The following is a 12,177-nucleotide window of genomic DNA, read 5'->3' on the forward strand; positions in this document are numbered from 1 at the left end:
AGGAGTTTAGTAAGTCAAACTCGGTTAAATTGCTTAAATAGATGCGGACAAGTTCATCCTTCTTGATTTTAATTGGATGATTCATAAAGGCAAAAGCGTACCCATTCACCGTATAAAATTCGTTTGCACCGTCTAAATCTAAATCAAAAGCATTCATGACCATATTTAATTCTAGTGCAGGTTCCCTTGGAGTTTTTGGATCTATAATAAAATTACCGTATAACCCTTTATGAATATGTCGTCGTAGCGGTAGAACATGGCAATGATAAAGTTGTAATCCATATGGATTTGCTTCAAATTCATACGTAAATGATTGACCTGGAGCGATAGGATCTAATCCATCCATGTCTGGTGGGTGAATACCATGAAAATGAATAGAGTGTGGATGACTCCCACTGTTTGTAAAATGAAATCTTAGAAGATCGCCTTCGGTACAGCGGAATGTTGGACCTGGAACGGTTCCATTATAAGTCCAACCTGGAAACTTAATTCCATTTGCGATTTCAATTTCCTTGTCAATCGCTACAACTTCATATTCACGTAAAGTCCGACCGTCTGAAAGTTTTGTTGCTTTTCCATAATCAAATTCGGTTAAAAGACGTTTAGCCATCTTATAACCCTCTGTTTTTGAAGAATCATACTTATTGGTGTGGTTTGCAGAATGACTATTGTGATTGGAAGCATGATTCTCTGCATGAACTACACCTGAAAAGGGTGCCACTTTATTTAAATAAATACTGCCTGCTATCCCTAGTGCTCCAGTAGTTCCCATTTTTAAAATATCTCGCCTAGAAATTTTATTTTCCGCCATTATTTGACCTCCTCTTAAAAAGTTTCCTTCATGCAAATTTATTTGTGTATGCCAATACTTTATGACATAGACAAACTTATTGTCAATAACCAAATATAAGTTTTTATTAGAAACATTCAAATAATTGTTTGACCATTGGAAAAACTTTTCATATACTAATAATCAAATAGGCGTTTGAATGAGGAGGGTAAATTTTTTTGAAACACGATGATATTTGTGAAGTAACCTGCGTGGATGAAGATAAAGTTAAACGGGTTAAGGAATCAATTCCTAAGCAAAATACCTTAGCTGTTTCCCAAATATTTAAAGCATTATCAGATGACACTAGAATTAAGATTGCGTATGCCTTAAGTGAGGAAGAAGAGTTGTGTGTTTGCGATGTGGCCAATATTGTGGGGAGTACAACAGCAACTGCTTCCCATCATTTACGACTTCTTCGTAATTTAGGTTTAGCGAAATACCGCAAAGAAGGGAAATTAGTTTTCTATTCATTAGATGATGATCATGTAAAACAACTAATACAAATAGCTTTTACACATCAAAAGGAGGTGGAAACTCTTGAGTAACGCTTTAGAAAAATCAAACGAAAAGACTGTATATCGTGTTCAAGGATTTACCTGTGCAGGCTGTGCCACTAAGTTCGAAAAGAACGTACAACACCTGGATGGTGTTGCTAATGCAAGTATAAATTTCGGTGCTTCTAAACTTACGGTTTATGGTGAAACAACAATAGAGGCTTTAGAGAAAGCAGGAGCTTTTGAAAATATAAAAGTGATTCCTGAGAAACAAAGATTTGAAGAGAAAAAAGAGCCGTTTTTGAAACAATATTCATCTGTCATCGCCTCATTTGTTTTCTTGCTTATTGGATGGCTTTCCGGACAAATGAATGGCGAAGATAGTATACCATCTATTTTAGCGTACGGTGCTGCTATTTTAGTAGGCGGTCACCGCCTTTTTACAACGGGATTCAAAAACCTGTTCCGCCTAGAATTTGATATGAGAACCTTGATGACCATAGCAGTAATCGGAGCAGCGGTAATCGGTGAATGGGGAGAGGGAGCAACAGTTGTGATCTTGTTCGGCATAAGTGAGGTTCTAGAGTCTTACTCGATGGATAAAGCTAGGCAATCGATTCGTTCCTTAATGGATATTGCTCCAAAAGATGCTTTCATTCGTAGGGGCGGCAAAGAGTTTACAGTAGAAGTGGACGATATTCGAATTGGCGATATATTAATCGTAAAACCTGGACAGAAAATCGCCATGGACGGAACGGTTGTAAAAGGACTATCGTCTGTAAATCAAGCTGCGATTACAGGGGAATCTGTTCCAGTTTCCAAAACAGTGGATGATGAAGTATTCGCTGGAACTCTTAACGAAGAAGGACTTCTTGAAGTCAAAGTTACCAAACATGTGGACGATACTACCATTGCAAAAATCATTCATCTTGTAGAAGAAGCTCAAGCTGAAAGAGCCCCATCTCAAGCGTTTGTAGATCGCTTTGCTAAGTATTATACACCTGTGATTATGTTAATATCGCTGTTTGTAGCCGTACTCCCTCCTTTATTGTTTGATGGGGATTGGAGTAAATGGGTTTATCAGGGTCTAGCAGTATTAGTGGTTGGGTGTCCATGTGCACTTGTCATTTCCACACCTGTATCTATTGTGACGGCAATTGGAAATGCTGCTCGAAATGGTGTATTGATTAAGGGTGGAATTCACTTAGAGGAAATGGGTGCAATTAAAGCCATCGCATTTGATAAGACTGGGACTTTAACGGAAGGGATTCCTGTTGTAACGGATTATCTACCTCAAGGTAATACAAATGGGAATGAACTTCTTTCCTTTATAGCTGCTTTAGAAAATGGTTCTCAGCACCCACTAGCTTCAGCGATCATGAAAAAGGCTGAACAAGAAAATTTACCTTATCAAGACCTTGCTATTGAAGACTTCTCTTCCATTACAGGCAAAGGTATCAAAGGTAGAGTCAACGATAAAGCGTATTATGTTGGCAGTCCTAGTTTATTCGATGAAATTTTATCGAACGGAATTCCATCAAATCTAAAAAGGACCATTTCAGACCTGCAAAATAAAGGAAAAACCGTCATGGTAGCAGGTTCTGAATCAGAAATATTAGCTCTAATTGCAGTTGCTGACGAAGTGAGAGGGAACAGCAGATCAGTTATTCAAAAACTTCACTCATTAGGTATTCAAAAAACAATCATGTTAACGGGCGATAATAAAGGGACAGCTAATGCAATTGGCCATCAGGTAGGAGTTTCTGATATTCAGGCTGACCTTTTACCTCAAGATAAACTTACCTTTATTAAAGAATTAAGAAATAAATACGACCGTGTGGCCATGGTTGGGGACGGTGTGAATGATGCACCAGCTCTTGCTGCATCGACTATCGGTATTGCCATGGGAGGAGCTGGAACGGATACGGCCCTCGAAACAGCTGATATTGCTTTAATGGCTGATGATTTAGGAAAACTGCCATTTACGTTAAAACTAAGCAGAAAAGCCTTATTTATCATCAAACAAAATATCACTTTTTCGTTAGGAATTAAACTCATAGCATTGTTATTGGTGATTCCAGGTTGGTTAACCCTTTGGATTGCGATATTTGCAGACATGGGAGCAACACTTATTGTTACATTAAATGGTTTACGACTTCTCCGAGTAAAAGACAAATAATATCGGGCTTCCCAAGTTGGGAAGCCTTTTAGTGGAAGGGGACTAATTTGAATAATAGTTGGAATCGTTTGATTTTTTGTTATCAGGGTTTTATATATGGGTTTGATGTTCACTTTGTCCATTTAAATTTTAAAACGTAAAAATCGCTTCGACAATTGCTGGATTATCACAAAAATCAAATAATAAATTACAGAATAATTTAATACAGGAATATATAAAAGATGGTAGCCATATTATTGGTTGCTTTTTTGTTGCCTTTAGAAAGTAAGTGCTTAAACGCCCAACTAAAAACCCATGATAATATCATTTCTAAATGTTTACCGACTAACTATGAGATTGTCCCAACCATTTTTTGCTTTTAAGCCTAATATATAGCTAAATATCATATGTTAGTAAGAATAATTTTTTAAGCAAAAACGGATTGTATAGGGAGGATCTTTATGATTGAAGAAATAAGGTTAAGCAGTTTGGTGACCTTGCTTATTTTTGGTGCTATGTTTTTGGGTGGATCCTCCATTCGACTTATGATTCATTTCTTAAATAAGAACTCTTTTTACTTACAAATCCTTTGCGGAGGAATGTTAACAGGCATGTTTGCATTTGATTTACTTCCTGAAGTATTTAGCCATTTTCAAACAATCGGTATTCTTACGGGCATTTCAATCGGTATCTTTATCATGATAACAATGGAAGTTTTCTTGCATAATAAATCTTATCTTCATCAAGGTGATCAAGAGACGCTTTATCTTTTATTTATAGCATTAATCATACATAGCATCCCTACGGGGGTCACGTTTGGAATTAGCCTCCAACAGGGTCAACTGATAAACTTTGGACTTTTGGCAGCTTTTATTCTCCATCATATCCCCGAAGGTATGATTCTTATGTCATTAATACCAATTACAAAAATGAAAAATCGATTGTTTACAATTTTTTGCTCAACACTATCGATAGTGATTGGCCTGAATATCTTTATGGGACTAAATATGAGATGGGATTCAATAAAATGGAACACTGTCATGATGGGAATGACAATTGGAACCATGGGTTACGTTACATTTTATGAACTGCTGTGGAAGAAATCGAAAAACCTACCGAAAGGAAAAGTAGCTTTCGTCGTTCTTTTGTGGATGATTAGTATTCATTATTTCCTAAGATTAATTGGTCTTTGAAAGACTACCTGATGTTTAGTAAAAGTTGAAATCAAAACATCTTCATCTTGTTGTTCATAAGTTTGGAGAGTATAATGCCCTCCTGATATCAATAAGTTCTTAATGCCTCTTTTCAGTTAAATGAAAGGAGGCATTTTTTTGTTGGATAGAAAATTATAAAATAATTAATCGTGGCTAACATTGCAATAGTTCTTTGCTTGCTCCTCTGTATAAATCTGGAACTATTTTCATAAGGTTATCTTAAAGGGGGGATCAAAATGTACTATACGAAATCTATAGTAAGCGGAATTATTGCGCTGGTTATTATCGTGGTTGGCTTTTTTTCTAGTACATCCGTTGATTCTGGATATAGAGGAGTTCTGTTACAATTAGGGGCCGTTAAACCGACGATTTTAACGGAAGGATTTCATTTTAAGATTCCGTTTATTCAAACCGTTCAACCCATTGAAGTCCGGGTCCAAAAAGAAGAAAGCTCGCAAACAGCTGCATCAAAGGACCTGCAAATGGTCACCGCCATGGTGGCAGTAAATTATTCTGCTGATCCAGAAGCGGTAAATAAGCTCTATCAAGAAATCGGCTTGGATTATCGTACCCGAATCGTTGACCCAGCGATTGCTGAATCATTAAAGGCAATCACTGCCCAGTACACAGCGGAAGAATTAATTTCCAAACGACCGGAAGTATCGGCAAAAGTGAAAGATATGCTCGCAAGTAAATTAACAAAATATTATATGATTCTTGAAGATATCAATATCAAAGAATTTGCTTTTAGTGAAGAATTCAATAAAGCAATTGAATCGAAACAAACCGCGGAACAAAATGCGTTACGTGCAAAAAGAGATCTCGAAAGAATCAAAATCGAAGCCGAGCAGAAAATTGCTCAAGCAGGTGCAGAAGCTGAAGCCTTACGTTTGAAAAAACAAGAGGTAACAGCGGAATTAATCCAATTAAAGCAAATTGAAGTCCAAGAAAAGGCCTTGGAAAAATGGGATGGCCGCTTGCCAAGTGTAACAGGCGGAGCCACTCCATTTGTTGATGTGGAGGGACTTTCAAAAAAATAAGCTGGAATATGTCTCTGGCAAACCATGGTGATGATACTCAACAATATACGGTGATAAGGGAGAGGCAATGGGCCTCTCTTTTTCTATGGTGAATTGCCGTTTCCAAAGTGTTCGAGACGAAATCGGAGATCGCATAATGTAATGCAACCATCTTTCGGTGGTTTAGACAGGAATGAAACTTCTAATACTATAGATAACTTTAGTTCCGTTATGGCGCTTGTTAGGATTTATAAGGAGAGATGCAAATTTGGAAACAATTTACCATGCATTTTTGGTTTTTGTGGTAGGATATTTGTTTTTAAGGTTGACTGGAAAAAAAGCTGTTGCTCAAATGCACAGTTTCGATTTATTGTATATTCTTGTCCTAACCAATATCATCAGTACCCCTATAGAGGTTAAAAATATGGGAATGGCTATGACCTATGCTGGAATCACAGTTATTCTATATAAAATCTTTATACGTTTATCCTTACATAATAAATTAAGATGGATTCTTTATGAAAGTCCAACGGTATTAATTCATAACGGGGATATCGATCGAAAAGGGCTGAAAAAGGTGCGTATGACAATAATTGAATTATTGTCATCTTTAAGAGTACAAGGGTACACTGATACTCAAAACATTGCCATTGCCGTGATGGAGGAAACAGGAAGTATTAGTGTTATCCCCAAGTCGGAATACCGACCAGTTCAACCCAATGATTTAAAGTTACAGGTAAAGAGAGAATATCTTCCTATCCCACTGATCATGGACGGTCAAATCGTTTACCATAATTTAAAATATCTGCAATTAGACCGTAGTTGGCTAATGGACGAGCTCGAAAAATCGGGTGAAAAAATAGAGAATATTTTATTAGCAACTTTTTTAGAAGATGGAAAGTTATTTATAGACAATAATGAAATGAAGGAACATAAAGGCGATCCATATTACTACAAACCAGGGAGAGATAATTAAATTAAGTATAGTTGGCTGGGGAGCCTACATATTCTAAATGAAAATAGAAATTTGTTTGTCCTTATAAAAATCCTAGGGAAAGAGCCCTTCCGATTCTTATTTCTTAACATAAATTGTAGGGAATAAGTCTAAGGAGGGGTATAAAATGTTTGGATACGGTGGATTTGGTGGTTGTGGTGGTGGCTATGGTTACGGTGGTATCGGCTACGGGGGCGGTTTTGCTTTAATCGTTGTATTGTTTATCTTGTTAATCATCGTTGGAGCCACAATCTGTTTCTAAAAAAATACGTTTAGTCGTAACTTAAAAAAGCCCTACAAGGGCTTTTTTGGTTGAAACTATACTTCATTCATATCGTCCATGGGATTTTGAAGCCTTTATAGAGATTTCAGGAACTTCTGAAAATTCGGTTGACTTATCCTGCAGTTGTTTTATTATAGAAAATATAAAACAATGTTTTACTTATAAAACAAATAGGAGGGAGAATATGCCTTTTTTACAAGTGGAAGATTTACAGATCCATTATGAAATCGAAGGAGAGGGTGCACCATTAATTATCTTACATGGAATGGGGAACAACTCTCAATCATGGAAAAAACAATTAACGGGCCTATCCAATCAATTCACGGTGATTGCATGGGATGCACCTGGGTATGGAAAAAGTTCTGATCCAAAAGTGGAATTTAGGGAATTCAAGCAATTTGCTGACGTTTTAAAAGGATTGATCGAAAAATTAAACTATGAATCTGTTACGCTGCTAGGACATTCAATGGGGTCAGCGATTGCACTCGATTTTAGTTACCGCTTTCCCGAAATGGTTGATGCGTTAATTATTTCAGATGCAACAAGAGGGGCAGCGGCACTAAGTAAAGAAGAGAATGAACGGAAATTAAAAAATCGACTACATAACATTGAAACAGTAGAGCCGGCAGAACTGGCGAAGCTTCGTGTAAATGAACTCCTTTCACCGCAGCCAGATCCGGAAATAAAGAAAGAGGCAGAAAGAATCTATTCGCAAATCAGACCGAGGGGATTCCGCTCTGTCGCCTATTCACTTTTTTCTTTAAATCAAATGGATATCTTATCTTCGATTACTACACCTACCCTTGTTATTTGCGGAGAATTAGATAGAGTAACACCGGTTAGTGAATCGCAGATTTTTCATGATGCTATTAAGGATTCAATATTTGTTACCATACCTGGGACAGGCCATTTGTGTTATCAAGAAGATCCTAATAACTTTAATGCAATTGTTCTAGACTTTCTGACCTCCTTGGTGAAAGGATAAATCAAGACGAGATTACCCTTCTTTGCATGAACTTTGATATGATTGTAGTATAAGAAAATTAATAACAATGAGATGGTGAAATGCTGATGGCAAAAGATGAGAAGGAACGCTATAATGCCAATGCCTTAGTACGAGGATTGGAAATTTTAAAGCTATTTAGTGAAGAGCGCCCCACATTATCCTTGGTTGAAATCGCGAAAGAACTGGATGTAAGTCGAACGGTTCCGTTCCGGTTATTGTATACACTCCAAACACTTGGATATCTCTATCAAGATGAACATACGAAGCGCTACAGTTTAACCCCAAAGGTGTTGGAATTAGGCTTTGCCTATTTAAGTACCTTAAAACTCCCTGAAATTGCACAGCCATATTTAGAAAAATTAAGGGATGAAACTGGGGCATCCTGTCATTTATCGATATTGGATGGTCAAGAGGTTGTCTATGTTGGCAGTGCACCAGTCCGAGGAGTATCAGCAGTTAATGTGAATATTGGGTTGAGACTGCCTGCCCATGCGATCGCCAATGGAAAAGTACAGCTGGCTTATCAACCCCAAGACAAATTAAACCAAATCTTATTTGGCTCCAATTTAAAACCATATACGGAAAGAACGCAAACAGATTACATGGATTTTCAACAAGAATTAGCTACGATTCGGCAAAAGGGCTATGCGATAACAAAGGGTGAATTCCATCATGGAATTCAATCGGTTGCTGCTCCTATCTTTGAGCGCACGGGTCAAGTCAGGGCAGCGATCAATGTGGTCGCAACAGAAGCTACCTTCAATCAAGAATTTATTGAAAAAATAGCCTTACCTAAAGTGCTGGAAGCTTCCGAAATATTATCCGGCTTTATGGGCTACCACTCAAAAATTGATTAGAAAGCTTGCGAAATTCGCAAGCTTTTTTCGTTGCTGTGTTTTATATATGAAACTTGTTTTATTTTGTGAAACAAAATCAATGATTTTTGTTGACGTAATATTCTAAAAAATTTAAAATAAACTTAGAAGTAAACTGTGTTTTGTATATAAAACACAATCTTCACCGCAAAAAATAGAAAAGGAGGGATGAGGTGTCAGTTTGGGCCATTGTAGTATTATATTAAAAATAATAAAATTTATGGAAGCGTATTCATCTGCTTTAAAACAAAAGGGGGCTCTTTAATGCTGAGAACGAATAAACGTTGGATTTATATTGCCATGCCTATTTTCTTCTTTTGGTTTTTTGGACAAATTGATAAATTAGGTATTTCGATTATTCAAACGGATCAAGGTTTCTTAAACGATCTTGGATTAACTGGTGCAGATAAGAATGCGAAAATTGGGATGATCACATTTATTTTTACCATTGCGTATGCCTTATCTAATATCTTTTGGGGATTTATCATTGACAAGCTTGGAGCAAGAAAGACAGGAATCATCGGTCTTGTTGTATGGGCAATTACCATGGTTATTGGCGGTTTATCCACTTCCTACGAAATGTTTATCTTGAGCCGTGTCATCCTTGGGATTGGTGAGGGGATGATGATTCCCATTTGCGGAAAGTTTATCTCCAACTGGTTTCATCAGCGTGAACTTGGCAGGGCCCAATCCTCATGGCTGGCAGGAAACTATTTAGGTCCTGCATGTGGAGCCATAATCTTAACGCTTGTGATTGCGACCTTCCATTGGCAAGCCGCCTTTTTCATTTTAGCAGGGTTTAATCTATTAATCGTTCTTCCAATGTTTATCTTCCTTACTCGTGATACTCCTGAAGAACATCCACGACTCGATCAAAGGGAATTAGCGTATATTCGACAGTCAGATTCTAAAGGAGCAACTAAAAAACAAAACTTTGTTCAAGACTACCGTTATTGGATTGTTTGGTTCGGAATGTTAGTGTCATCGTTCTTATTTTTCGGGATTAGTATTTGGCTTCCTACTTATTTAGTCGGAGCGAAGGGCTTCACAAGGGAGGCAATGACAGGAATCACCTCATTATCTTGGCTGTTTGCTTTAGGATTCGTATTAATTTGCGGATTTTTAGCGGATAAAACCAAGCGTCCTGGTTTACTAGCGACGATTCTATTTCTATTGACGGCATCATTTTTAACTGCAGCCATTCTTTCTCCACAGCCAGTTATGGCCGGGGTATGCATGGGCTTGGCGATGGGAACACAAGGCGGCGTATTCCATTTAAGTAATTTATTTATGGTTAAATTCTCGACGCCTGAAACAGCCGGACGTGCTGCGGGACTGATGGGATTTACTAACATTCTTGGCGGGTTTTCAAGCTATATTATGGGCTGGATGGTTGATATTGCCGGTGGGGACTTTGGACCTTCCATTGTGATGTTGATTATCGCAGCTACGCTTGGGTTCTTTGCGTATCTATTTACATTGAAAAGGGAAGCAGCAGAGTTAAAGATTGAGAATCTGCCTCCCAATCAGGTGATTGTATAATATGTTAATTGATTTAAATGTTACGTATATAAAACATAGTTTTAAATATTAAATATTCTCAATATTTATAATTGACAATTATAGTATTGGGATTTAATATTAGTTTATAAAGAAAACATTGTTTTGTATATAAAACATATTCAAAAGAGGAGTGTTGTAAATGTCTGAGGAAAAATTTTCAGTAGAAGCATTTGAGAAAAAATATGTAGCGAGGTTAAAGGATCGCTCACTAGATTTTAACGTGTTGAAGTTTCAGGAAGAAGTGGACCCAGCTTATCGCAGAGCACAGATGAGATATATCGGTCGCGGTGCCACGGCTAATAATGATGCAAATGTGATTGCTGCAGAACACTTCACATTAAGCACCATGGTTTTACCAGCAGGGTGTAAAGGACCACTTCATTTACATGATGATGTGGAAGAAGTTTTCTTTATCTTAAAAGGCAGTGTGACTGCACTTATTCAAGAAGAGGGTGAAAGTGAAGTCCATGAAATCGTCTTAAATGAAAGGGATTGTATCAGTTCTCCTCCTGGAGTCTATCGCGGACTGCGCAATGATAGTGATGAAGAGGCATTAATGCTCGTTATGCTGGGTGCTGTAAAGCCGAATTTACCGACCTATCCAAAAGGAAGCGCATTAGAGGAACTTCGTCTTAAGCGGGCTAAAGAGAGAGAAGCAATTATTAACGGAAAATAATTTTCAATAGGCAGATGTTTCTCAGCAAACATACTCCCTGAAACTTAAGAATTTGTTCGTTGACAGGGATGGTCCTCTTATTTTCATGCGGGATCATCCTTGTTAACTTTAAACGAAAAAATGGAGGTAGCAGGATGCTAGGAATCACACATTTAAGACATATAAGCTTAATTACCCCCGTTCTCAAGGAACAAGCTGAATTTTATGAGAAAATTTGGGGCTTGGATAAGGTTTCTCAAGATGAACAGTCTGTTTACTTTCGCGGGGCCGGCCCTGAAAACCATATATTAAGCCTGCATGCAGGAGAAAAAAGAGGGCTGCACCATATTGCGTTCGGTATGGTGGATAAAAACGCAGTCGACAGAGCGGCAGAAATCCTTGTTTCAAAAGGTGTGAAGATTGTTTCCCCGCCTGGTTATTTGGATGAGGAAGGAAAAGGCTATGGCTTGCGTTTTGTCGATCCAGAAAATCGCTGTATCGAATTATCCGCCTGGGTGGAAATTCATACCTCGATTTGGAACAAAAAAAATGTCGATCCAGTCAAACTGAACCATGTCGTCATGAATACGAAAGACCTTGATATGATTACTGATTTTTATACGAATGTCCTAGGGTTTAAGGTGACCGACTGGAGCGAGCACCAAATGTCCTTCTTACGCTGTAACAGGAAACACCACTCGATTGCCTTCAATCAGGATGCTCACGCCTCCGTTAATCATATTGCCTACGAAGTGGATACGGTGGATGAAGTGATGCGAGGAATCAGTAATGTCAGAAAAGCAGGCTATCAAGAGATTTGGGGCCCAGGGCGCCACGGTCCTGGAAATAATATTTTTTGTTACTTCCAAGATCCAGGGAAGTTTGTGATGGAGTATACCTGTTATTTGGAAACGATTGAAGATGAATCAGAATGGAGAGCGCGTGTTTGGAAGCGAGTGCCTCATTTAATGGACCAATGGGGAATCGCCGGACCTCCAAAACCGGAAACACGGGCAGCGATGGGCGGGGAGCCAGACTCAGGCTGGGTAGATGTTAAAGCATTGGTTTGACGAAAAGGGGTGTC

General features: G+C 38.1%; 12 protein-coding genes. 11 read left to right on the plus strand and 1 reads right to left on the minus strand.

Translation table 11 applies throughout. From position 1 onward, the window contains the following. Positions 1-811, minus strand: an 811-nt coding sequence (locus tag J7E63_RS04060; protein WP_215010369.1) for a multicopper oxidase domain-containing protein, incomplete at its 3' end; no start/stop codon positions are given. 197 nt (positions 812-1,008) lie between these two features. On the opposite strand from J7E63_RS04060, the gene J7E63_RS04065 reads away from it, so the two are divergent. The 11 genes from J7E63_RS04065 (at position 1,009) to J7E63_RS04115 (ending at position 12,163) form a co-directional block, all read left to right on the plus strand. Beyond that, entirely contained in the window at positions 1,009-1,377 is a 369-nt protein-coding gene (locus J7E63_RS04065; protein ID WP_215010370.1) for an ArsR/SmtB family transcription factor, read from the plus strand. Then, positions 1,370-3,505 carry a heavy metal translocating P-type ATPase gene (locus tag J7E63_RS04070; RefSeq protein WP_215010371.1) on the plus strand — a complete coding sequence of 712 codons (2,136 nt, stop codon included), beginning with the start codon at positions 1,370-1,372 and terminating at the stop codon, positions 3,503-3,505. The genes J7E63_RS04065 and J7E63_RS04070 overlap by 8 nt, the downstream gene beginning before the upstream one ends. Before the next feature lie 440 nt (positions 3,506-3,945). Continuing rightward, complete coding sequence (locus J7E63_RS04075) at positions 3,946-4,677, plus strand: ZIP family metal transporter (RefSeq protein ID WP_215010372.1); 732 nt, start codon at positions 3,946-3,948, stop codon at positions 4,675-4,677. A 257-nt stretch (positions 4,678-4,934) separates the two neighbouring features. Then, positions 4,935-5,738 (plus strand): prohibitin family protein, encoded by an 804-nt coding sequence (locus J7E63_RS04080; RefSeq protein ID WP_214717826.1) that lies wholly within the window; start codon positions 4,935-4,937, stop codon positions 5,736-5,738. Positions 5,739-5,985: 247 nt separating this feature from the next. Further along, positions 5,986-6,693: a DUF421 domain-containing protein gene (locus J7E63_RS04085; protein ID WP_251033361.1), complete on the plus strand. Its 708-nt coding sequence runs from the start codon at positions 5,986-5,988 to the stop codon at positions 6,691-6,693. 145 nt (positions 6,694-6,838) lie between these two features. Beyond that, positions 6,839-6,973, plus strand: a complete 135-nt coding sequence (locus tag J7E63_RS04090; RefSeq protein ID WP_215010373.1) for a YjcZ family sporulation protein — start codon at positions 6,839-6,841, stop codon at positions 6,971-6,973. A 205-nt stretch (positions 6,974-7,178) separates the two neighbouring features. Then, the gene (locus J7E63_RS04095; protein WP_215010374.1) at positions 7,179-7,979 is read left to right on the plus strand and encodes an alpha/beta fold hydrolase; all 801 of its coding nucleotides are present in this window, start codon (positions 7,179-7,181) and stop codon (positions 7,977-7,979) included. Positions 7,980-8,059: 80 nt separating this feature from the next. Continuing rightward, entirely contained in the window at positions 8,060-8,857 is a 798-nt protein-coding gene (locus J7E63_RS04100) for an IclR family transcriptional regulator (RefSeq protein ID WP_251033362.1), read from the plus strand. A 282-nt stretch (positions 8,858-9,139) separates the two neighbouring features. Beyond that, positions 9,140-10,417, plus strand: coding sequence for an MFS transporter (locus tag J7E63_RS04105; RefSeq protein WP_215010375.1), 1,278 nt, complete (start codon positions 9,140-9,142; stop codon positions 10,415-10,417). 160 nt (positions 10,418-10,577) lie between these two features. Then, positions 10,578-11,114 carry a cupin domain-containing protein gene (locus J7E63_RS04110; protein WP_214998570.1) on the plus strand — a complete coding sequence of 179 codons (537 nt, stop codon included), beginning with the start codon at positions 10,578-10,580 and terminating at the stop codon, positions 11,112-11,114. Between the two features lie 134 nt (positions 11,115-11,248). Next, a complete protein-coding gene (locus J7E63_RS04115; RefSeq protein ID WP_215010376.1) occupies positions 11,249-12,163 on the plus strand; it encodes a VOC family protein in 915 nt (304 codons plus the stop codon). The last annotated feature ends 14 nt before the right edge of the window (positions 12,164-12,177 follow it).

The organism is Bacillus sp. ISL-75, from assembly GCF_018613095.1.

Bases quoted from the DNA above. Each gene is read 5' to 3' on its own strand.
- J7E63_RS04095 (WP_215010374.1), top strand. From the start codon at position 7,179: ATGCCTTTTTTACAAGTGGAAGATTTACAGATCCATTATGAAATCGAA.
- J7E63_RS04115 (WP_215010376.1), top strand. From the start codon at position 11,249: ATGCTAGGAATCACACATTTAAGACATATAAGCTTAATTACCCCCGTT.
- J7E63_RS04090 (WP_215010373.1), top strand. From the start codon at position 6,839: ATGTTTGGATACGGTGGATTTGGTGGTTGTGGTGGTGGCTATGGTTAC.
- J7E63_RS04080 (WP_214717826.1), top strand. From the start codon at position 4,935: ATGTACTATACGAAATCTATAGTAAGCGGAATTATTGCGCTGGTTATT.
- J7E63_RS04075 (WP_215010372.1), top strand. From the start codon at position 3,946: ATGATTGAAGAAATAAGGTTAAGCAGTTTGGTGACCTTGCTTATTTTT.
- J7E63_RS04105 (WP_215010375.1), top strand. From the start codon at position 9,140: ATGCTGAGAACGAATAAACGTTGGATTTATATTGCCATGCCTATTTTC.
- J7E63_RS04110 (WP_214998570.1), top strand. From the start codon at position 10,578: ATGTCTGAGGAAAAATTTTCAGTAGAAGCATTTGAGAAAAAATATGTA.
- J7E63_RS04100 (WP_251033362.1), top strand. From the start codon at position 8,060: ATGCTGATGGCAAAAGATGAGAAGGAACGCTATAATGCCAATGCCTTA.